Here is a 20,842-nt window from a genome sequence, read left to right as displayed (position 1 = left end):
CCCCTTGTGGGAGAAGGTGGCGCGAAGCGCCGGATGAGAGGTTCTCTCCGCTCGCGCGATCGTTCGTGGGGATAGAGACCCCTCACCCGGCTTCGCTTCGCGAAGCCACCCTCTCCCACAAGGGGAGAGGGTGTACCGTCTATGCGGCCACGCCTTCAATCGGCTGGCTTGACGCGATGATCTTGTCTAACCTCCGCAAATCCAGCGCCAGCACATAGCCGCCGCGTTCCTGCTTGGCCCGATAGAGCGCCTTGTCTGAGCGCGACAGCAGCGCTTCCGCCGTGCGCCCGTCGTCCGGCGCGACGGCAACGCCGACGCTGACGCCGAGCTCGATCATTTGTCCGTCGATGTCATAGGCCGCGCTGATCGACTGCACGATGCGCTGCGCCATCGCTTCCGCATCAGCCGCCGCACGCTGCACCAGGACGAACTCGTCGCCACCCATCCGGACCACGAGGTCATCCTGCGCGGCGAGCGCCTTGAGCCGCCCGGCGACCTGCTTCAGCAGTGCGTCACCGACGGGATGGCCGAACCGGTCGTTCGCCTCCTTGAAGCGGTCGAGATCGAGCGTATGGACGGCAATCATCCCGGCCGCCAGCATCTGCGGCAGGTCCGTGGCCAGCACCGAACGATTGGACACGCCGGTCATCGGGTCCAAGCGCGACAGCTGCTCGAACTGCCGCTTGAGCGTGATCTGGTTGATCGAGGCGTTGAAGCTCAGCCGCACCATCTCGAAACTCGCGGCTACATACATCAGGATGAGCAGCCCGAGCCCGACATGACGCAGATCTGGCTGCATGAAAGTGACGATCGCGGCCGGCGCTGCGACGGCGACGAGATCGAGCAGCGCCGCGACGGGACGCAGCGCCAGCCGCGCCACCACGCCGGCGCCAAAGCCGAAGCCGATGCCAATCGCCATCACGGAGCAGAGCGCATCACCCAGCACGATGCTGCGCGCGGCAAACACGCCGAGCACGGACGCCGTTGCAACGGTGCCGGCAACATAGCGCCGCTCCCAGCGCGCGGCCTCGGCCCGACCGAGCTGCGGCGGACACGCGAGGCGGCGACGGAAGGCGAAGATTTCGAACAGGCGGACAATGGCCACTATCACACCGGCAACCGTCAGGCCGGCCGTCACGATGTCGCCGGTCTCATAGGCCGTGATCGCACCGACCATCACCTGGCAGGCGGCCGCAAGAATGGTGGGCATCGTCGTGCCGTGAAGGCCCGTGATGACTTCCAGATAGACGGCGTCGGAAATCGACGCCCGTCCAGATTCCATTCTATTGAAGAACATGCCAGCCCTACCCACTGGCATGGTTCTACCGCAGACCCGTAAAAATCGGTTCCCAGTGCAACGATGGCATTTGAGCGCGCGGGTTTACCGCGCGTTAGCGTCCGACCTCAGGCCGGCTACTACATCCCCAACAGTCTCGGCAGCCACAACGACAGGCCCGGCCAATAGGTCACGACCACGAGGAAGGCCAGCATCGTCAACAGCCAGGGCCACACCGCGACCGTGAGTTCGGTAATGCCCATCTTGGCGATGCCTGATGCGACGTAGAGGTTGAGCCCGACCGGCGGATGGCACAGTCCGACCTCCATGTTGACCGTCATCAGGATGCCGAAATGGATCGGATCGATGCCGAGCTTGACCGCGACCGGAAACAGGATCGGCGCCATGATCAGAATGATCGAAGACGGCTCCATCACGTTGCCCGCCAGCAGCAGCAGCAGGTTGACGACCAGCAGGAAGCCGATCCAGCCGAGGCCCTGGTCGATCATCCATTGCGCGAGCGCTTGCGGCACGTTCTCGTAGGTCATCAGGAACGAGAACAGCACGGCGTTGGTGATGATATAGAGCAGCATCGCCGAAAGATTCGCCGACGACAGCAACACCCGCGGCACGTCCCGCAGCTTCAAATCCTTGTAGATGAACACCGCGACGATGAAGGCGTAGACCGCGCTGACGGCGGCGGCTTCCGTCGGCGTGAACAAGCCGGTGTAGATGCCGCCGATCACGATCACGATCAGCAGGATTCCCCAGATCGACTTGCGGAACGCATCGAAGCGCTCCGTGAACGTGGCCTTCGGCATCCGCGGATAGTCGTTACGCCAGGCGCGGTAGAAGGTCGTCGCACCGAGCAGGAATGCGAGCACGAGGCCCGGCACGATGCCGGCAATGAAGAGCTTGCCGACGGACGTGTTGGTGGAGACCGCGTAGAGAACCATCGGGATCGAAGGCGGAATGAGAATTCCGAGCGAGCCGGAAGTCGTGATCACGCCCGCGCCGAACCGCCTCGGGAATCCCTGCGCGACCATGGCGGGCAGGATCACCGAGCCGATTGCCACCACGGTAGCCGGCGACGAGCCGGAAATCGCGGCAAACAGCGCGCAGGCGACCACGCCCGACAGAGCGAGACCGCCGTACCAATGGCCGACCAGCGCGGTCGCGAAATTGATCATGCGGCGCGCGACGCCGCCATGGGTCAGGAAGTTGCCGGCGAGAATGAAGAACGGGATCGCCATGATCTCGAAACTCTCGATGCCGGTGAACAGCTTCAGCGCCACCGATTCCGTTCGCACATCGGTCAGCGTGAACATGAAGCTGAGCACGGTGAGACCCAGCGCGATCGAGATCGGCATTCCCGTGAGCATCAACGAAAGCAGGAGGGCGAACACGATGAGGACGCGCACGCCCTGCGGCAGCGTGATGAGGTGGCCCGCATGCGCGAAGCATATGGCGACGATCAGAACCGGCAGCAACATCAGGATCCAGCCGAGCGGGCTGCGCTCGTCACGGACGACCTGACTGCGCGTGACCGGCGCCGGATGCACCGGGTCCGGCTCGACGCCCTCGACGCCCGCCATGTCGTGATGCGGCAGCTCGCCGGTGCGGTAGAACGACCACGCGACCTGCAGGAAGCGGAAGCACATCAGGCCGGAACCGAGCGGGATCGTGAGATACACCATCCACATCGGCGCTTCGAGGTCGTTGGATTGCTGGCCGGTCTGCCACATCTGGCCGACGAACGCGGCCCCGAAATAGGCCACGATGGCGGTGAACAGCGCGCCGCACAGCAGGCCGAAGGTGATGACGCGCCGGCGCGATCCGCCCGGCAGGACGTTCACCAGCACGTCGACGCCGACATGGATGCCGGTGCGCACGCCATAGGCCGCGCCGAACTTGGCCATCCAGATGAACATGTAGATGCAGAGCTCTTGCGCCCAGGACAGGTCCAGCGCGGCAAGCCAGACGAACGCCGCGCGCGAAGGCACCGCGATGAAGCTCAAATTGCGGGCCTCCGCCCATTTGGCGATGTCGATCGACAGCCCGGCACCGTAACGATGCAGCACGGCGACGAAGATGAGCGACGTTGCAGCCGCGATCATCGTCGCGATCAGCCACTCCTCGAGATGATCGAGGAAACGATTCAGCACACGCAGCAACTTGGTCCCCCAGAAATAGCCCGTCATTCAAGAGCGAAACGGCCGGGAGTGCGATGCCCCCCGACCGTTCATGTTGTTCTTATGCGAACGCGGCCGTCAGTTCATCTTGACGTCGAGTTCCTTGGCGACGAGATCGAGCACTTCCTGCCCGACCCGTCCCTTTGCCCATTTATAAGTCGGCTGCATCGCTTCCTGCCACGCCTTGCGGTCGGCGTCAGTCAAATAATGCAGCGTGGTCTTGCCGGTCTTCTTGATCTCGGCCAGCGCGTCGTCGTTCTCCTGATGCGCGATCTGGTTGGTGTATTCAGTCGCCTCCGCCATCGCCTTGTCGAGCTGGGTGCGGATGTCGGGCGGCAGCCCGTTCCAGAATTTCGAGTTGACGATGACGGCATATTGCAGATGCGCGTGATAGGACACGGTGATGTCCTTCTGCACCTCGTAGAACTTCTGCGTCAGATAGTTGGACGCGGTGTTCTCGCAGCCGTCGACCACGCCGGTCTGCAGCGCCTGGTAGACTTCCGAGAACGCCATGATCTGCGGGATCGAGCCGAGGATGCGGAAATACTGGTCGGCGACCTTCGAGCCGGAAATGCGGAATTTCAATCCCTGGAAATCGGTCGGCTTCACCAATGCACGGTTGGCGGACAGCATGTGGAAGCCGTTGTCCCAATAGGCGAGCCCGGTGATCCCCTTGGCCTCGAGCTTCTGGAACAGCCACTTGCCGACCGTCCCCTTCATCGCGTTGGAATAGGTCGCGTCGTCCTTGAACAGCCAGGGCAGGTCGAGCGCCTCGAATTCCTTGATCCCAAGCGGTGCGAATTTGGCGGTCGAAGGCGCGAGCATCTGCACCGAGCCAAGCTGGAGCGCCTCGATCTCCTCCTTGTCCTTGTAGAGCGTGGAGTTCGGGTAGACCTCGACCTTGACCTTGCCGTCGGTGTACTTCTCGGCGAGTTCCTTGAACTTCAGCGCGCCCTTCCCCTTCGGGGTGTCGTTGGCGACGACGTGGCTGAACTTGATGACGATCGGGCTCTGGGCCTGTGCCAAGACAGGTGCAAAGACTGGGGCCGCGAGAATAGCTGCGGCGGCGACCGCAAGAAGCAGCTTGCGCATGAAGTAACCTCCCAACAACCTCTAAAACCGGGTTCTTTTTGTTTTGCAGCCCGGTTTGCAGCCCAGTAGTGGCAGCAATCCACCACCCGAACAACTAGACCTAAGCCCAATTTGCCGCAGGCAAGCTAGCTTGATGGCTGTTGTCCGCGCAACCCGGGACCCGCTCCCAGTCCCGGGTTGCGAACGGTTTATGTCGCATTGCGGCAGTGCGATCAGCTCTTGCGCTGGGCGACCATGAACAGACGCCGGAACGGAAACAGCGTCTGCCCCGCCGCATTCTTCGGATAGGCCTTCGCCACCCGCTCGCCATAGGCGGCCTCGAACGCGGCCTTCTCGTCGCCCTGCAGGATGTCGAGATAGCGCGTCAGCCAGGTCCCCTTGGTCCATTCCTTCACGGGATTGTCGCCTTCGAGCACCTGCAGATATTCGGTCTCCCAGATGTCAACGTTCTGGGAAAGCGGCGCGAGCAAATCATGATAGAAGGCCGGCCCTTCGACCGGCGGCGGGGTGACGAGATGCTCGACCTTTGACCGCCACGGACCGTTCAGCGCCGTCTCGCCGATCAGCACATGCGATGGCGCGAGGAAGTTGCGCGGCATCTGCACCGCAAGCATGCCGCCAGGCGTCACCTTCTCCATGACGGACGGAAACAGCGCCGCATGATCGGGCAGCCAGTGCAGTGCGGCATTGGAATAGATCAAATCGTATTGCCTGGCGGGGCGCCAATGGCCGAGATCCTCGTGCGACCATTCCACATCCGGCGCCGCCTTGCGGCCCGCGGCCACCATTTCGGCCGAGCCCTCGACACCCGTCACGGTCGCGTCCGGCCAGCGCTCCTTGATCAGTTTTGTCACGTTGCCGGCCCCTGCCCCGAGATCGGCGATCGCGCGCGGGGCGAAATCCGGAATCCGCATCAACAGGTCGACGGCGGGCCGAAGTCGATGGCCGGAGAATTTCAGGTATTGCTGCGGATCCCAGACCATTGCTCAACGCCTTTTCTTTTTCGTGTTTCCTTCGTCGAGGCTCTTGGTTACCACTGCTCGTCCCGCTCAGGCAATTCGCGAAGCCCGCGGGACGGGCAGGAAACGAACGACAAGAAGCAAAAAGCAAACAAGAGAGCGTGTGACCATGGACCTCGGGCTCAAATCGAAAACCGCAGTCGTGACAGGAGCGAGCATCGGCATCGGCCGCGCCATCGCCAAGGGCCTGGCTGCCGAAGGCGTCCGCGTCGTCGGCGTTGCGCGGCGCGCCGACCTGCTCGCCGAACTGGTGAAAGAAGTTGGCTCCGGCCTGATCACGCCGTTCGAGCAGGACGTGATGGCCAAGGACGCCGCGGAGAACATCGCGGCCTTTGCGCTCAAAGAGCTCGGCCATGTCGACATCCTCATCAACAATGCCGGCGGCAGCCGCCCCCTTCCCGTCGATGCCCCCGACAGCAAATGGGACGAGGCGATCGCACTGAACTTCACCAGCTACCGCCGCATCGCGCACGCGCTGCTGCCGCAGATGATCGAACGCAAATGGGGCCGCATCGTCAACATCACCGGCAAGTCCGAGCCGGAGGGCCTGAACGCTGCCTTCGCCGCAAAGGCCGCCGTGCACGCCTGGGCCAAGGGCCTGTCGCGCGAGATCGGCGAGCACGGCATCACCATCAACTGCATCCCGCCCGGCCGCATCATGAGCGAGCAGATCCGCCGCAACTACCCGCCGGATTATCGCGAGCGCTTTGCTGAGGAAGAGATCCCGGTCGGCTATTGGGGCGAGCCGGAAGATCTCGCGGCGCTCGCGGTGTTTCTGGCGTCGCCGGTGGCGCGCTACATCACGGGAACGGTGATCCCGGTGGATGGGGGGTTGCGGCGGTACCAGTTCTAGGGCGAGGGCTCCCAAGTCCGATCAGTCCGCGAAAGCATGCCACGTCCGCTCTGCTCTCGGGAGCGGACAGCGTCAGTTCGCCATAGCGCTATTGTTGCGTCGAAGTCATGGTTTTTTATGCCCTGATGATCGGCACCCTTGGCCAACGCTTTCAAGCTCCAGCACGAGCTTGCGATTTCGGGAGCATGTTATCGTCGACTAGATGCGGTAATGGGCCCGGCTCCGAGCAAGGGGTCATGATGGTGGCTGTCCCCCGATAGATGATGAAACGGGGTCACGATTTGAGTCGGCCCCAAGCATCTGGAGACGGAGGACAGCCGTGGACAATTATGCCGGAATCGACGTGTCATTGGAACTGTCGAGCGTGTGTGTTGTGGACGCCCAGGGTAAGATCCTGAGGGAAGCAAAGGTCGCAAGCGAGCCCGGCGCCTTAGTTGAGCTTTTTGAGGCGCTCGGCTTTGCAGTGAAGCGGATCGGGCTGGAGGCTGGGCCGCTGTCGCAATGGCTGCATGCGGGCCTGAGAGGTGCAGGATTCGAAACAGTTCTGCTGGAAACGCGGCACGTGAAGGCCGCGTTGTCTGCAATGACGGTTAAGACGGATCGGAAGGATGCCCGCGGGATCGCCCAGTTGATCCGGATGGGGTGGTATCGATCGGTACACGTAAAGTCGGTTGACGCGCAAGAGATCCGGGCACTCCTGATCGCACGCAAACAGCTTCTCGGGCGGCTCATCGATGTAGAACTAAGTATCCGAGGGATTTTGCGCGGCTTCGGTCTGAAGGTTGGTCCGGTGACGCGAAGGAATTTCGAAGCGCGGATTCGAGAGCTGGTTGCGGGCCAGGCGACATTGGAGCGCATTGCCGATGCGATGCTTTCGGCGCGATCGACCCTGAAGGCAGAATACGGAAGGCTACACAAGGCTGTGCTGGCAGCTGTGCGTGACGATGCGGTCTGTCGCCGGCTGATGACAGTGCCAGGCGTTGGTCCCCTAGTGGCTATTACCTACAAATCGGCGATTGATGATCCTAAGCGCATTGCAAAGTCAAAGGCAGCAGGCGCGCTGTTCGGGCTCACACCAAAGAAATATCAATCGGGAGAAAAGGACGTCACGGGCGGAATCACGCTGGCCGGCGATGAGACGGTGCGGACGGTCTTGTATGAAGCCGCCAACGTTCTGCTATCGCGTATCACACGGTTCTCGAAACTCAAGCGCTGGGGGATGGACGTCGCCAAACGGCGAGGCTCGAAGCGCGCAAAAGTCGCCCTGGCACGTAAGCTCGCAGTGATCTTGCATCGGATCTGGGTCGACGGCACAACTTACCGATGGGCTGAAGCGGGGCCGATAGCGGCATAGAACAGGCGGAGGAAATTAAGAACGCAACCGGGCTGAACTGAAGCCCAATGCCCGAAGTCCCGTCGCCGGGACGGTGGATCCGGTGAAGCCGTTACACGCCCAGTGGCCGTCGTCTGACGAACCACGCGTATCTAGATAGGCTCACCGCTCCCTCTGACAGCATGATGTGGCGGCCAGGCGTCGACCACGGACAGAAGCATGAGCTCGGCGGCGTGACGTTCACTCGGGAGGCTTGACATCATCGGGCCCATTACAGAAGGGCGTGTACTCATGAACGTCAGCTTACGAACGCAAAGCGGAAGTCTGCCACATTGAGCGCGATCGTCGGCTTGTGACCCTGTGCGGACAAGACGTTATTCGCCGGCCTCGTTGGACTGGAATACCCGGCGATAGTGGGATCGAATATCGCCTGCGCACTCGCAAGCACGCTGCTGGATCATGTCGAGATCGAGAATGCGAATGTGTCCCCGGGAATAAACGATCATTCCCGCTTTTTGAAGTTCGCCGGCTACCTCTGTGACGCTCGTCCGCCTTACTCCCATCATCTGCGCCAAAAACTCTTGAGTGAGGGGAATTTCAGCCCCAGCTAGATCGTGCATCCGCAGAAGCCATTTGCATGTTCGCGCTTGAACCGAGTGCAGCGCGTTACAAGCCGCCGTTTGTTGCACTTGAGCCAAAAAGAACTGCTCGTATTTTAAGAGCAACCCGCGAAAAGCTGGTGTTTCATCCGCTATTTCTCGTAGCTGGTCAGAAGCAATAACCGATGCCTCCCCGGGCACCTGCATAACAACGTGGTTGAGCGATACTTTGTCATCGAGTGCCTGCGCCGCGCCGAACACACCGTCATTTCCGATCATGCCCGTCTCGATGGCACCGCCGCCAACGGTCTCTACGACACACGAAATGATGCCGCTGTGGGGAAAATATACTTTGTTTATCCGTGCGTGAGTTTCGGCGAGGACCTCCCCTTGCGGTAACGGTCCAACAACCAAGCTCAGCGCTATCCTGCTCAGAAGATCGGGGCTGAGCTGATTAAGAAGAAAATTTTTCTTGTGGGGCACTGAGAGTGCTCCTCTGCCTTTCAGGCGGGAGCAAAACCACTCTCAGTTATCGGCGCCCATTGGCCTGGCCGATAATGTGGGAACCTTAGGCCCTCTGGGCGAGAAAGCAAGCTAGTTCTTCCTCAGCGCGGGATCTGCTCTGTCGGGAACCGGACATAAGGTCTAAGATCACCGCCCGGATACTCGGCAGTTGTCGGTGACTGAGAGTCCTTGCAGGCTCCCGCCCATTTAGGTTGAGCGATGTGCGGCAGGTGCGAAGAGCTAAACGAGAAGATTGCGCATTACAGGCGCATGGCATCTCGCGTCACGGACAAGCAGGCGCTGGATGGGATCGCCGGATTGATCGCGCAAATGACGAATGAAAAAGCCGCAATCCATCGAGTGACAGAGGAAAAATAAGGCGAAACGTCGCCTACCGGACCGACCCTGCAACCTGGCGAGCATTAATCTCTCCACTAATCGCCCTTCCGCTGCAAAATGGGGAGAGGAGCGCGTCATGGAGAGACGCCGTTTCAAACAGACCACCACACTGGATCAACGCCTAGAAAAGCAGGCAAAGCGCCTACGGGAAGAAGCGCGTGGCACTCCCCCAGGCATCGAGCGCGAGCGCTTAATTCGCCGGGCAAGGCAGGCGGAAGTCGCTGCTCATATCAACGAATGGCTTTCGTCTGCAGAACTGCAACCGCCAAAATGATGCGGCTTGATTTACTGGGTTTTCGGGTGGCGTTGGTCTGGCTGGCTTTGGTCGCCGGCTTCTTCGTCTATCAGCTTATCCAGTGAGAACCTTCTGCGCCGGCCTCGTTTTCATTCAAAATTGGATATTGCCCTGTGCCTACTGGCAAGCCAAGCGTTGCAATCATCGGCACAGGTGCCCGGACCTTATCGATGATCTCTTTCGATTTGACGGATATCGACACAGCGCTTGAGCTTGGCCGCAAGTTTGCGCTGGAAACCGGGCGTCAGGTTACAGTGCGCGATAAAGAAGGAGCCGTCTTGAGCGTATTCGAGCCAGAGGTTCCGAATTGAAAAGAGGCGCAGCGAGTACGCCCTAGCTAGTCCGCTATTGGCCCTTAGCGGACTAGCCAGGGCGAACTGGCGATGTCCGGTCTTGAAGACCAAACGGACACGGGCCCTACCTCCGCGCGGGCTGATCGGGTTTATGAGTACACGCCCTTCTGTAATGGGCCCGATGATGTCAAGCCTCCCGAGTGAACGTCACGCCGCCGAGCTCATGCTTCTGTCCGTGGTCGACGCCTGGCCGCCACATCATGCTGTCAGAGGGAGCGGTGAGCCTATCTAGATACGCGTGGTTCGTCAGACGACGGCCACTGGGCGTGTAACGGCTTCACCGGATCCACCGTCCCGGCGACGGGACTTCGGGCATTGGGCTTCAGTTCAGCCCGGTTGCGTTCTTAATTTCCTCCGCCTGTTCTATGCCGCTATCGGCCCCGCTTCAGCCCATCGGTAAGTTGTGCCGTCGACCCAGATCCGATGCAAGATCACTGCGAGCTTACGTGCCAGGGCGACTTTTGCGCGCTTCGAGCCTCGCCGTTTGGCGACGTCCATCCCCCAGCGCTTGAGTTTCGAGAACCGTGTGATACGCGATAGCAGAACGTTGGCGGCTTCATACAAGACCGTCCGCACCGTCTCATCGCCGGCCAGCGTGATTCCGCCCGTGACGTCCTTTTCTCCCGATTGATATTTCTTTGGTGTGAGCCCGAACAGCGCGCCTGCTGCCTTTGACTTTGCAATGCGCTTAGGATCATCAATCGCCGATTTGTAGGTAATAGCCACTAGGGGACCAACGCCTGGCACTGTCATCAGCCGGCGACAGACCGCATCGTCACGCACAGCTGCCAGCACAGCCTTGTGTAGCCTTCCGTATTCTGCCTTCAGGGTCGATCGCGCCGAAAGCATCGCATCGGCAATGCGCTCCAATGTCGCCTGGCCCGCAACCAGCTCTCGAATCCGCGCTTCGAAATTCCTTCGCGTCACCGGACCAACCTTCAGACCGAAGCCGCGCAAAATCCCTCGGATACTTAGTTCTACATCGATGAGCCGCCCGAGAAGCTGTTTGCGTGCGATCAGGAGTGCCCGGATCTCTTGCGCGTCAACCGACTTTACGTGTACCGATCGATACCACCCCATCCGGATCAACTGGGCGATCCCGCGGGCATCCTTCCGATCCGTCTTAACCGTCATTGCAGACAACGCGGCCTTCACGTGCCGCGTTTCCAGCAGAACTGTTTCGAATCCTGCACCTCTCAGGCCCGCATGCAGCCATTGCGACAGCGGCCCAGCCTCCAGCCCGATCCGCTTCACTGCAAAGCCGAGCGCCTCAAAAAGCTCAACTAAGGCGCCGGGCTCGCTTGCGACCTTTGCTTCCCTCAGGATCTTACCCTGGGCGTCCACAACACACACGCTCGACAGTTCCAATGACACGTCGATTCCGGCATAATTGTCCACGGCTGTCCTCCGTCTCCAGATGCTTGGGGCCGACTCAAATCGTGACCCCGTTTCATCATCTATCGGGGGACAGCCACCATCATGACCCCTTGCTCGGAGCCGGGCCCATTACCGCATCTAGATCTGCGAAGATCAGGCTGCCTATTCATGGAGGAGCGTTTGCCAGTCGGAAGGCACAGCCTCGGCCGGTCCGGGCACCGGCTGATTTAACGGACGCGAGTGAGGGCCTTGAAGCTTCGGGCCGGCGAAACTCTCTCCTGTGCGATAGTCGTAGAACCATCGTTCGCCCGGCTCGAAGCTCGTGATGATCGGGTGACCTGTCGCCGCGTTGTGTTTCGATGCGTGCTGGTTTGGTGAAGTATCGCAGCAGCCGATGTGACCGCATTCGACACATCTGCGAAGATGCAGCCACCACCCGCCCGCAGCCGAGCATTCCACGCAACCCGTTCCGGTTGGCTTGGCTGCGAGGTTGATGCCATCCCTCTCAGACTTCATAGGTCAACTCACTGGAAATGCTCGCGGTCACCACGGATGCATTCACGCCGCGATCTCCGCGATGTTCACATTTTGCCAGTGTTTTGTCCGACGGGTCAACATCGCGACAGCCTGTAGGGTGGGTAGAGCGCAGCGAAACCCATCGACCGTATCCGACCGAAATCATGATGGGTTTCGCAAGTGCTCTACCCATCCTGCCGAGGAAGAGATCCCGGAGCGAATCCCGCACCTACGAAGACCGATTTCTATCGACATTCGCCGATCACGTCGCAACGCGCATCATCAACGAGGTAAAGAGGCCTCAACCCCTAGTCTAGGACAAAAGCCGCCGAGTGCATCGAGCGGGGTTGAGGAGGAGCCGTGGAGCAGAATTGAACAAAGTAAAATTGAAGTGCGATGTCGTCTAAGCGATAGCGGTCGATAGTTCGCTCACGCAGCGAACCAAACTGTCCACAACAACTCTTATCTTGGCCGGCAACGCGCCTGTGCGCGGCCAAAGAATGTTGATTGGCACCGTGCCGCCGGACATCCCATCCAGGACGGTCCGCAGCTTTCCATCCCGAATGCCATCTTGAACCATCCATGATGGAAGCTGCGCCAGGCCGTGTCCTGCTCTCACAGCCCTATGCACCTCATTGCGCGATCGTTTTTGCCGGGTCGACCGATGACTGCGGCACCGGAGGAAGCGGCATGGCACCATAGACGCTGCTACGGCCTGCTTCGCAGTGAAGGAATGTTGTGGCGACCGCGTCGGAATACAATCGCGCCGAGGTCGGGCTCAGCCGATCGGCCGACAACAGCGCACCCGTCGCGACCAAAGCGGACGACAATGCGTTGAACAACCCCTGAGAGGCAATCGGATCGAACGCCATCGCCGCGTCGCCCACTGCAATCCAACCTTCGCCCGCAGCCTCCGAGAGGAGGCAAGCAGACGCGTCCACGCTGAGCAACGCATCTCCAGTCGGTGTTCCGGATCTGCGAATGCGCCACGTCTGCACACGCCCTTGCGGTCCACGGATGCGGTAAGACCAGCTCGCTCCATCGCTGCTGTATTCGAGCCACGATGCGGAGCCGGCCGGCGCACCATCAGCCGCATCATCGACCAGTTCGGCGACCATGCGATCCCGGGCGGCCACGCGCGCGCCCCGGCGCCGCGCAATCGCGGCGGCGCGCCCCGTTGCATCGACAACGATCTCCGCAAGGACGAGCTTCGCCCGAGCGCTATCGCTCGCACGACAGATAACGCCGCGGTCCGGCGTGACGCCGATTGCGCGCAGCCCGCAAAACGTAACCCCGACAGCGACAGCCTCGTCGCGAAGGCGCTCGTCGAAACGGGCGCGATCGACCACATACCCGACGCGGCAGGGATGACGCAGAAAGTCCTCGTAGTCCGACGCGCCCGAACGGTGTGTTCGCCGAATCCCGAGACAGGCTCGGGCGATCGTCGGATCGTCAAGCAGATGTCCAAGTCCCACCGCCGCAACAGTGACGAGCGAGGCCGGGGCAAGGAGCTCGAGCCGCGTCGTCGGCGTGACGCCGGAATCTGCGACAATAACCGTGCGGCCCCTAAGGGCCAGCAGGCGTGCGGCAGTCAAGCCGGCAGGCCCCGCGCCGACCACGAGACAGTCGGTGCGCAGCACGTCCAAGGTCAGATCTCGCCCGGGCGATAGGTCCGCTTCGGCGGGGGAGCCGTCTTGCGTGCGCTACGCCGCTGCGCCAGGCCCGCCGTCGTCTGCGGCGAGAACAGGCTCTCCATGTTTTCGACCGCGTGGTACTTCGGATCGGTCGTGACATCGATCGGCGCGCCGTTGTCGCTGCGTCCCTGCTCGACGCGCACGTCCTGCACCGGCAGAGATGCAGGCGCGTTCTTCACCGGCAACACCATGCCTAGCTCGGACCATTCCGCAATCATGTTCGACAGGCGGTCATTGTAATCATTGCCGCGGATGTCGCGCAGCCAGTCGACCCGGTTCATCAGGTGCTTGAAGGTCTGCTGTTGCGTCGCCTGACCGAGCGGCGCGATGGCGGCCGCACGCAGATAGTTTCCGTCCGCCAGAACCTGATCCGGGGCACGCGGTCCCCAGAACGTCGGCATCGACAGGAACGTCGACGGGAAGTAGTCGGCGGCCGAATTGCACGAGGTATGATCAGTCTGCCACGGCACGCCAAGGAAGCGGGTGAGGCAGCCGGCTGCGACACCATCGTGTGGACCATTCGCGCCGGTGCAGACCGCCGGCGTGAGAGTACCCCCGAAGTCCTGCCGCGCTGGTTGCTCGCCGGCCAGGACCTTCAGGCGATACGCCGATGCCCACATCAGCGGAATCCGCATCACCCATGTCATCTCCATCGCGGGATGGAACGGGCCGCCGAGACAATCGTGCAAAGGCGCGCGCTCGAGATGCGCGACCTGGACCTCGGGTGGCAGGACGGAGAAGTCCTGCGGCTGCGCCGGTGCATTCGGCGCCCCGTCGGCGTCAAATGTTCCGGCAGCCCAGCGCTTGAGGTGCGCGTACTGAGTCCTGGTCACGGCAAGCAGCGAATTCGGTGGCATCGGCGGATTGCCGAAGTACTCGTCGACCGCATCGCCGAAGACCTGCGGGATCTGATCCACGATCAGCTCGCCGCCCGCATCCGGATCGCGAAACAACGTCAAAATGGTGGTGCGCCACGTCGCATTCGCGGGAGACGCGTCGTTGAGCTTCGCGGCGACTTGCGGATTTTGCGCGTCGAGCGGCGAACCGAAGCCATGTACGACGAAGAGCCCGTGATTGACCCACTGCAGCCCGGTCAGGCGCTGGAACACCGGCAGTACGTCATTGGTGAACGAGGTCTTGACCGGCCGCGGAATCCATCCCTTGTCGTAGAAGACTTCCCGCACCACGTCGTCCATCGTCACGAGACCGAACAGGCCCGGTGCGTAGTTCGGCGGCGTGACGCAAACATAGCCGGGCTCCGCATCGATCGGTGCGTGCCCCGCAAATGTCACCTGCGCCCGCACCGGGCCGTCGCTGACGTCATCGTGCCAACCTGGATTGTTGGCGAATGTCAGGGGCCGGGTCCCTTTGCGGAACGGCTGCGACACTCCGTTGCCACCGAGAAAGATCAGTCGTCCGTCGTCGTCGGTGCGAAGCTCGCCGAGGTAGACCGGTGAGCCCCAGAACGTGCCGTCATCCAGCCTGATCGGGCCGGCCATCTGCCCCGCAATGCTTCGCGGGGTTGGCGTGATGTCGAGCTTCCACCTGGCGTCCGGCAGAACCAGTTCGCGGTTTCGCTGCAACGCGTTCCGGCTCAGCGCGCCGAGGTCCATCGCCTGGTTGAAGTCGTACCAACCGGCCTTGAGGTTCGCGATGGTGACGCGCCACTCGATCTTCGCGGATGCGGCGGTCACCTCCTGCACGCTGCCGTCCTTCATGTGGGCATAGATGCGGAAGCGCGCGGCTTGCCGCTTGATCTCTCCGTTCGCGGTGCGAAAGTCCTCGACAAAGCGAGCAGGTTGCTCCGGCGTCGTGCCGGGCAAGGTCGGCGCGCCGCCGATCATCTCGGGGCCGATGACGTAGTCGCCGGCACCTTGCGCGTTGCCAACGCGGGCGACGCCGATGGGCGGATAGACTTTCAGCGCTGCAATTGCGTTCGGATCGATCATCGTTTGACCTCAAATAAAAAAGCATCTTCCGAACACGAAGGCGTTCGGTCATACGCGTCAAAACGACCGACCCGCACAGGTCGGCTTGATTCAATCATAGCGATCTTATATTATGACTGCATACTTAAAGTCTACGTGACGATATTTAAGCCAAACTCGCACTGCGGGTCATCAAAGCCGGAACAACACCATGTGCATGATATGCGTGCATCGCGGCTCGGGCGTTCCCAGACTCAAACCTCGCAAGCGCCGCCCGCTCGGCCTTGCTCAGCCGCAGACCGGCGTGCAGGTGCGCGGCGTCGAGATCGTCCAGTGCGTTCAGGACGTGACGAATTCGGTGCCGCTGGTCGCCGATAAGGCGACGCTCGTTCGCCTCTATCTTGAACCGACTTCGGTGTCGCAGCCCGGTCAGATCACCGCGGAAATTGCGTGGAGCCGGAGCGGCGGAGGCGACACGTTCCTCCCGGCCCTCAACTCGCTTCGGGTGGACCCGGGCTCTCCCTTCAGTCTCCGCGAACAGCGGGAGGACATCGACAAGAGCCTGAACTTCCGCCTGCCGGCCGCGGCCATCGGCGCGGGCACACTCAGCTTGCGCATCAGCCGCATCTTTCAGCCCGGAGGCGGCGACCTTCCGGCGGCAACGTTCAACATCGCGCCCGTAACATTCACGGCGGCGCCGCCGCTGCGCATCCGGGTGATCGGTCTTCGATACAGGGCCGGCACGACGACCGTCACCCCCGCTGCGGTCCACTTTTCGTATCTCAGGTCGTTTCTCAACCGCGCCTATCCTGTCGCCGCGCTCGAATGGTCCCACATGGTGGTGGACGCGGATTTTGCCGCGCCGTTCAACGACTCGACGGTCGATCTCGCCAATGCCCAGATCGCCGCGCTGCGAAGCCGCGAGGTGAGCAGCGGCGTCGACCCGCGCACGCACTATTACGGTCTCGTCGACGATAACGCGTCCAACAACTTCATGCGAGGAAAGGCGTTCGCCATTCCGGGCACGCCCCAGCCGGACACCGTCGCTTCCGGACCCGCGGGCGTGCCGAACGGCTTTGCCGGCGATCGCGACGCGTCATACGCCGACTGGTACGGCGCACACGAACTCGGACATACGTTCGGCCGGTTTCATCCGGGATTTCCCCCCGACGCGCAGGACGCGAGCGATCCGACATTCCCTTATGAGAACGGCTGTATCAGCAAGCCGGACAACAAATATGTCGGTGTCGACACCGGGGATCACGAACTCGGCTTGCCGGCCGCTGCGTTGCCGGGGCTCACATATCACGACGTGATGACCTATGCAGACAACCAGTGGCTATCGGCGTACACTTACCAAGCGATCATGACGCGGCTTTTGGAAGAGGACGCCCTCGGTCCGCCGGTCGCCTAGGAGGATCCGATGAAGACCGAAATCAAGACCGGATCATTCGTTCACGTCGTCGCCACCATCAACAAGACCGCTGGTGACGGCAAGATCATGTATGTGAACCCGTCAGTCTCCACCATCGCGTCGGACGCCGCCACCGACAAGGACGTGGAACTCGTGGCCTACGACGACACCGGCAAGGAAGTCTACCGTGAGCCAGTCGTGATCCGCCGGTCATCTGCTGAACCCGACCGGCCGAACGAAGTCGGTCTGATTCAGGCGGACCTTCCGCGGGTGAGCGGCATGAAGTCGGTAAGCCTCCAGCTCAAGGGGCAGGAGATCAGCCGGTACGAGGCCGGGGCGGCACCTCCCGGTCCGGCCGCAGGCGCCACCTTCGGACTTGAGCTCGCCGGGGCTGCGGCAGCCAGCCGGCGACCATTGAAGATCGACCAGCTCGGCGGCTTGAAGCCCGTCGCCGGCGTAACCTACTCGGTCCAGGTCAAGCCGGACAACAGGTCGACGTGGGACACGATCGCAGTGAGTCGTCCCACCCCCGAGGTGGACGTCGATCGGAATCAGTTCGCCGGCGCCAAACGTGCCGCAGTACGCGTGTTGCGGACGACCGGATTCGACGAAGAAATCATCGCGGAAGATACGGTCGACTTGAAGTAGCCGGCTCGCAAGGAGCCTGCGCGTGCTTACCGACGGCATGCTCATTGATCCCGTCGAGGTCCAGGCCGGATACGCCGTCGACGCTTGATCTAGATCAAACCCGCTGCGGCAATGCCATCCCGGAATGGGTACGGCCGCGCAGGAAGCGCCGCCCGTAAGCCAAGGAGATGATCGATCATGACATCCTCGAACTCCCTGCGTACCTTCGTTCTCGCCGGAGCCGGCGCCCTGCTATCAGGCACAATCGCTCAGGCCGGGCCGATCCCGACGCATCTTTCGACGATGAAATCGATGGTCGATCAGACCACCACCGAAGTGCGCTGGGTTGGCGGCTGGCGCGGCGGCTATGGCTATCGCGGTGTCGGCTGGGGCTACCGCGGCGGCTGGGGTTATCGCGGCTACGGCTATCGCGGCCTCGGTTACGGTGTGGCCGCCGGCGCGGTCGTCGGCGGTGCGATCGCGCGGAGCGCCTATTACGGCGGCTATGGCGGGTACTACGGTGGCTACTATGGCGGTTATCCCGCCTACGGCTACAGCTACCCGGCCGCATCGTATTACGGTTATGGCGGCGGCAACTACGGCTATGGCTATGGCGACGACAATTGCGCGCCCTCCGGCAGCTACTGGGCCTACTAGCGGGAAACGTATTCGCCGCTTCGGAGGATGGTTCGCCACCGGCCGCCATTCTCCGATGAGCCAATTCACCCTGTGCCGGCGGGCGAATGCACCTCATCCCTCGCCCGCCGGCGGGACGACATACAGCGTCAGCGCAAACACCGCATAAATGAAGATCATCAGCGCGCCGACGAACCATGCGGAGCGTCCACTGGTGGTGATGAAGGTCGCCGTGACCGTTGCGATCATCACCATGGTGACGGCGCCCGGCCAGAATTGCAGGTTCATCGGCGTGGGTCCGACGACATAACTGAGCAGCACCAGCGCGGGTGCAACGAACAGCGCGATCTGGGAGGCGCTGCCGAGCGCAATGCTGACGACCATGTCGAGCCGGTCCTTGCGTGCCGCGGCAAAGGCCACCGCAAATTCGGCAGCGGCACCGACCAGCGAAACGATGATGAAGCCGACAAAGGCCGGACTCATGCCGAACGTTTCCGCCGCCTTCTGCACGGATTCCACGAAGATCTCGCTCACCAGCGCGACCAGCACGGTGACGACCAGCAGCGTCCCGACGGCGACGCCGATCGGCCAGTGCGCCTCCTTGTCCTCGCCGTGATCGGCGCTTGCGAACAATTCCTTGTGCGTCCCGAGCGAGAACCACAGGCCGAGCGCGTAAGCCGCGATCAGCAGGACCGAAATGCCGACGCTGAGCTTGTGAATGACGCCTCCGTCCTGGGGCAGGTGCTCGAGGTCGGCGACCGCCGAAGGAGCCAGAAGGGCGACCGTTGCCATCAGCAACAGGCCGGACGAAAGCCGCGCGCCGGCGCGATTGTACTCCTGCACGTGATAGCGCAGGCCGCCGAGCAGCAGGCAGGCGCCGAGCATGAATGTCGCGTTGGTGACGATCGCGCCGGCAATCGAGGCCTTAACCAGCATGTACTGGCCTGCACGCAACGCCGTGATGGCAATGATCAGCTCCGTCAGATTTCCGAGCGTTGCATTGAGCAGTCCGCCCACGGCATCGCCGGTCTTGGCAGCGACCGCTTCGGTGGCGTGGCTGAGCAGCGCCGCCAGCGGCACGATCGCAAGAACAGCGAGCACAAAGAGCAGTGTGTGGGAATGCGGGAAGCCCGCCTCGGCCACCAGCACGATGGGCACGAAAACCAGCATCCAGAGCAGAGGTGTATCCCGGATTTCCCTGAGCAGGGTTGTCATATGGGCCGCCCTTTCCATGGATGCGTTGATGGAAAGGTCCGGCGCCGCCGCGGGGTGAGTCTTGATCTGGCTCAAGCGGGCCAGACGAGACGGGCCACTGGACGTCAGGAAACGGACGTGGCGCATGATGACAATGCGCTCTTGTCCCCGACCGCCGGCACGACAGCATCATGCCAGTGTTTTGCCCGACGGATCAACGTGATCACTGTCACGAAGGTCGTCGCGACGCGCTCCGAAAATCCCTTATCGATCAAGGGACCTTCTACTGTGCATGGGGTTGTTTTTCGACTTTTGTGTTGGGCCCTACAAAAAAATCGCGAAAGCCCCTCACTCCGCCTGCAAGATCTCCGCAATCGCAGCCCCCGCCGCGATCGTGCCGAGCCTGCCGCCGACGTCGCGCGTCGCCCTGCCCTCCCGAAGCGCCTTCGCCACCGCGGCTTCGATCGCACGCGCCGCTTCCTCGTAGCGGACGGCGCCGGTCTTCTCGCCATGCCAGGCCAGCAGCAACGCGGTCGACAGGATCAGCGAGACCGGATTGGCGACGTCCTGTCCGGCGATATCAGGCGCCGAGCCGTGCGCGGCCTGCGCCATGGCATAGCGGTCGCCGACATTGAGCGAGCCGCCGAGGCCGAGGCTGCCGGAGAGCTCGGCCGTGAGATCGGACAGGATGTCGCCGAACATGTTGGTGGCGACGATGACGTCGAAGCGATCGGGGTTGCGCACGACATGCGCCATCATGGCGTCGACCAGGATGTCGTCGACTTCGAGGCCGGGATAGCCCTTCGCCGCCGCGCGGCAGATGTCGAGGAACATGCCGTCGCCGAGTTTCAGCACATTGGCCTTGTGGACAATGGTCAGATGTCTTCGCCGCTTCATCGCGAGACGGCAGGCGGCGTGCGCGATACGCTCGCAGCAGAGGCGCGTGATCCGGCGCAATGAGATCACGACGTCAGGCGTGACCAGCATCTCGCCATTGCCCTGCTCCATGTTGCGGTCGGCGTAAAACCCTTCGGTGTTCTCGCGCACGACGACGAGGTCGAACTCGCCGAGCCGGCCGGGCCGCCCCGCATAGGTGCGCGCTGGCCGGACATTGGCGTAGAGGTCGAGGCTCTTGCGAAAGTGCCTGGACGGGTTGATCTCGCCATGCGCCTCGTCCTTGAAGTCGAAGGTCGCGGTCGGGCCCAGGATCAGACCGTCGGCAGCGCGGACGATGTCGAGCAGCTCGGGGCGCACCGTCGTGCCGAACTGTTTCAGGCTCGCATGCCCGACCGCGTGCTCCTCGAGGCGCAAGTCAAGCTGGAAGCGCTCGGAGGCCGCGCGTAGCACGCCCGATGTCGCGGTCGAGATTTCCGGTCCGATGCCGTCACCGGGCAGAACGACGATTTGCATGGTGATCCCCCAAGATTGCAGCAGCTGGCGCGATCATACGCCAGCCGCCGGCCGCATCGCCTGACCTTCGCGCATACACAGCATGCAAGCATATGCCTGTGGAAGCGGCCTTCGGCGTAGTACATGCCAAA

Annotated in this window: 19 protein-coding genes and 1 pseudogene; 7 read left to right on the top strand and 13 right to left on the bottom strand. The window is 62.1% G+C overall.

Features of this window, described 5'->3' with window-relative positions:
• Positions 1-139 precede the first annotated feature (139 nt).
• The 5 genes and pseudogenes from ACKWRH_RS11995 to ACKWRH_RS11975 form a co-directional block, all read right to left on the bottom strand.
• Positions 140-1,297, bottom strand: coding sequence for a diguanylate cyclase domain-containing protein (locus ACKWRH_RS11995; protein WP_445220686.1), 1,158 nt, complete (start codon positions 1,295-1,297; stop codon positions 140-142).
• A gap of 119 nt (positions 1,298-1,416) precedes the next feature.
• Entirely contained in the window at positions 1,417-2,658 is a 1,242-nt protein-coding gene (locus tag ACKWRH_RS11990) for a TRAP transporter large permease (protein WP_445222379.1), read from the bottom strand.
• Between the two features lie 306 nt (positions 2,659-2,964).
• A pseudogene (locus tag ACKWRH_RS11985) lies at positions 2,965-3,195 on the bottom strand (TRAP transporter small permease); the annotation flags it as partial.
• A gap of 351 nt (positions 3,196-3,546) precedes the next feature.
• Complete coding sequence (locus ACKWRH_RS11980) at positions 3,547-4,560, bottom strand: DctP family TRAP transporter solute-binding subunit (protein WP_445220685.1); 1,014 nt, start codon at positions 4,558-4,560, stop codon at positions 3,547-3,549.
• A 212-nt stretch (positions 4,561-4,772) separates the two neighbouring features.
• Positions 4,773-5,543, bottom strand: a complete 771-nt coding sequence (locus ACKWRH_RS11975) for a methyltransferase domain-containing protein (protein WP_445220684.1) — start codon at positions 5,541-5,543, stop codon at positions 4,773-4,775.
• Between the two features lie 145 nt (positions 5,544-5,688).
• On the opposite strand from ACKWRH_RS11975, the gene ACKWRH_RS11970 reads away from it, so the two are divergent.
• Together ACKWRH_RS11970 and ACKWRH_RS11965 are read left to right on the top strand one after the other, a co-directional pair.
• Positions 5,689-6,432 (top strand): SDR family NAD(P)-dependent oxidoreductase, encoded by a 744-nt coding sequence (locus ACKWRH_RS11970; protein ID WP_445222378.1) that lies wholly within the window; start codon positions 5,689-5,691, stop codon positions 6,430-6,432.
• Between the two features lie 319 nt (positions 6,433-6,751).
• Positions 6,752-7,786, top strand: a complete 1,035-nt coding sequence (locus ACKWRH_RS11965) for an IS110 family transposase (protein WP_445216185.1) — start codon at positions 6,752-6,754, stop codon at positions 7,784-7,786.
• A 353-nt stretch (positions 7,787-8,139) separates the two neighbouring features.
• On the opposite strand, the gene ACKWRH_RS11960 is transcribed toward ACKWRH_RS11965, so the two are convergent.
• Entirely contained in the window at positions 8,140-8,847 is a 708-nt protein-coding gene (locus ACKWRH_RS11960) for a Crp/Fnr family transcriptional regulator (protein WP_445220683.1), read from the bottom strand.
• 496 nt (positions 8,848-9,343) lie between these two features.
• Here ACKWRH_RS11960 and ACKWRH_RS11955 point away from each other — a divergent pair, with 496 nt between their 5' ends.
• Both ACKWRH_RS11955 and ACKWRH_RS11950 read left to right on the top strand, forming a co-directional pair.
• A complete protein-coding gene (locus tag ACKWRH_RS11955) occupies positions 9,344-9,541 on the top strand; it encodes a hypothetical protein (RefSeq protein ID WP_445220682.1) in 198 nt (65 codons plus the stop codon).
• 191 nt (positions 9,542-9,732) lie between these two features.
• Entirely contained in the window at positions 9,733-9,873 is a 141-nt protein-coding gene (locus ACKWRH_RS11950; RefSeq protein WP_445220681.1) for a hypothetical protein, read from the top strand.
• Between the two features lie 405 nt (positions 9,874-10,278).
• On the opposite strand, the gene ACKWRH_RS11945 is transcribed toward ACKWRH_RS11950, so the two are convergent.
• The 5 genes from ACKWRH_RS11945 to ACKWRH_RS11925 all read right to left on the bottom strand — a co-directional run bounded on the left by ACKWRH_RS11945 (position 10,279) and on the right by ACKWRH_RS11925 (position 15,451).
• A complete protein-coding gene (locus ACKWRH_RS11945) occupies positions 10,279-11,313 on the bottom strand; it encodes an IS110 family transposase (protein WP_445216185.1) in 1,035 nt (344 codons plus the stop codon).
• A gap of 141 nt (positions 11,314-11,454) precedes the next feature.
• Positions 11,455-11,808 (bottom strand): UBP-type zinc finger domain-containing protein, encoded by a 354-nt coding sequence (locus ACKWRH_RS11940; protein WP_445220680.1) that lies wholly within the window; start codon positions 11,806-11,808, stop codon positions 11,455-11,457.
• A 403-nt stretch (positions 11,809-12,211) separates the two neighbouring features.
• Entirely contained in the window at positions 12,212-12,508 is a 297-nt protein-coding gene (locus ACKWRH_RS11935; protein ID WP_445220679.1) for a LysR substrate-binding domain-containing protein, read from the bottom strand.
• Entirely contained in the window at positions 12,441-13,448 is a 1,008-nt protein-coding gene (locus tag ACKWRH_RS11930) for an NAD(P)/FAD-dependent oxidoreductase (protein ID WP_445222377.1), read from the bottom strand. Before ACKWRH_RS11930 ends, ACKWRH_RS11935 begins: the two co-directional genes overlap by 68 nt.
• A gap of 8 nt (positions 13,449-13,456) precedes the next feature.
• On the bottom strand, positions 13,457-15,451 hold the full coding sequence (locus tag ACKWRH_RS11925; RefSeq protein ID WP_445220678.1) for a LodA/GoxA family CTQ-dependent oxidase: 1,995 nt from the start codon (positions 15,449-15,451) through the stop codon (positions 13,457-13,459).
• A 283-nt stretch (positions 15,452-15,734) separates the two neighbouring features.
• Here ACKWRH_RS11925 and ACKWRH_RS11920 point away from each other — a divergent pair, with 283 nt between their 5' ends.
• The 3 genes from ACKWRH_RS11920 to ACKWRH_RS11910 all read left to right on the top strand — a co-directional run bounded on the left by ACKWRH_RS11920 (position 15,735) and on the right by ACKWRH_RS11910 (position 18,128).
• The gene (locus tag ACKWRH_RS11920) at positions 15,735-16,844 is read left to right on the top strand and encodes a hypothetical protein (RefSeq protein ID WP_445220677.1); all 1,110 of its coding nucleotides are present in this window, start codon (positions 15,735-15,737) and stop codon (positions 16,842-16,844) included.
• Positions 16,845-16,853: 9 nt separating this feature from the next.
• On the top strand, positions 16,854-17,492 hold the full coding sequence (locus tag ACKWRH_RS11915; protein ID WP_445220676.1) for a hypothetical protein: 639 nt from the start codon (positions 16,854-16,856) through the stop codon (positions 17,490-17,492).
• Positions 17,493-17,669: 177 nt separating this feature from the next.
• Entirely contained in the window at positions 17,670-18,128 is a 459-nt protein-coding gene (locus ACKWRH_RS11910) for a hypothetical protein (RefSeq protein WP_445220675.1), read from the top strand.
• Positions 18,129-18,221: 93 nt separating this feature from the next.
• Here the strand turns inward: ACKWRH_RS11910 and cax are convergent, their stop codons facing one another.
• Positions 18,222-19,322 (bottom strand): calcium/proton exchanger, encoded by a 1,101-nt coding sequence (gene cax / locus ACKWRH_RS11905; protein WP_445220674.1) that lies wholly within the window; start codon positions 19,320-19,322, stop codon positions 18,222-18,224.
• A 327-nt stretch (positions 19,323-19,649) separates the two neighbouring features.
• Positions 19,650-20,711 carry an isocitrate/isopropylmalate dehydrogenase family protein gene (locus ACKWRH_RS11900; protein WP_445220673.1) on the bottom strand — a complete coding sequence of 354 codons (1,062 nt, stop codon included), beginning with the start codon at positions 20,709-20,711 and terminating at the stop codon, positions 19,650-19,652.
• Positions 20,712-20,842 lie beyond the last annotated feature (131 nt).

This window comes from Bradyrhizobium sp. Pa8 (assembly GCF_052588265.1).
Note: the sequence above shows the minus strand (reverse complement) of the source record. Positions and strands in the feature narration are given on the sequence as shown.

What these genes read in the sequence shown, in the direction of transcription:
- ACKWRH_RS11995 (WP_445220686.1), bottom strand. Translation starts at nt 1,297, where the DNA reads ATGTTCTTCAATAGAATGGAATCTGGACGGGCGTCGATTTCCGACGCC.
- ACKWRH_RS11990 (WP_445222379.1), bottom strand. Translation starts at nt 2,658, where the DNA reads ATGCTCACGGGAATGCCGATCTCGATCGCGCTGGGTCTCACCGTGCTC.
- ACKWRH_RS11980 (WP_445220685.1), bottom strand. Translation starts at nt 4,560, where the DNA reads ATGCGCAAGCTGCTTCTTGCGGTCGCCGCCGCAGCTATTCTCGCGGCC.
- ACKWRH_RS11975 (WP_445220684.1), bottom strand. Translation starts at nt 5,543, where the DNA reads ATGGTCTGGGATCCGCAGCAATACCTGAAATTCTCCGGCCATCGACTT.
- ACKWRH_RS11970 (WP_445222378.1), top strand. Translation starts at nt 5,689, where the DNA reads ATGGACCTCGGGCTCAAATCGAAAACCGCAGTCGTGACAGGAGCGAGC.
- ACKWRH_RS11955 (WP_445220682.1), top strand. Translation starts at nt 9,344, where the DNA reads ATGGAGAGACGCCGTTTCAAACAGACCACCACACTGGATCAACGCCTA.
- ACKWRH_RS11950 (WP_445220681.1), top strand. Translation starts at nt 9,733, where the DNA reads ATGATCTCTTTCGATTTGACGGATATCGACACAGCGCTTGAGCTTGGC.
- ACKWRH_RS11940 (WP_445220680.1), bottom strand. Translation starts at nt 11,808, where the DNA reads ATGAAGTCTGAGAGGGATGGCATCAACCTCGCAGCCAAGCCAACCGGA.
- ACKWRH_RS11935 (WP_445220679.1), bottom strand. Translation starts at nt 12,508, where the DNA reads ATGGTGCCATGCCGCTTCCTCCGGTGCCGCAGTCATCGGTCGACCCGG.
- ACKWRH_RS11925 (WP_445220678.1), bottom strand. Translation starts at nt 15,451, where the DNA reads ATGATCGATCCGAACGCAATTGCAGCGCTGAAAGTCTATCCGCCCATC.
- ACKWRH_RS11915 (WP_445220676.1), top strand. Translation starts at nt 16,854, where the DNA reads ATGAAGACCGAAATCAAGACCGGATCATTCGTTCACGTCGTCGCCACC.
- ACKWRH_RS11910 (WP_445220675.1), top strand. Translation starts at nt 17,670, where the DNA reads ATGACATCCTCGAACTCCCTGCGTACCTTCGTTCTCGCCGGAGCCGGC.
- cax (WP_445220674.1), bottom strand. Translation starts at nt 19,322, where the DNA reads ATGACAACCCTGCTCAGGGAAATCCGGGATACACCTCTGCTCTGGATG.
- ACKWRH_RS11900 (WP_445220673.1), bottom strand. Translation starts at nt 20,711, where the DNA reads ATGCAAATCGTCGTTCTGCCCGGTGACGGCATCGGACCGGAAATCTCG.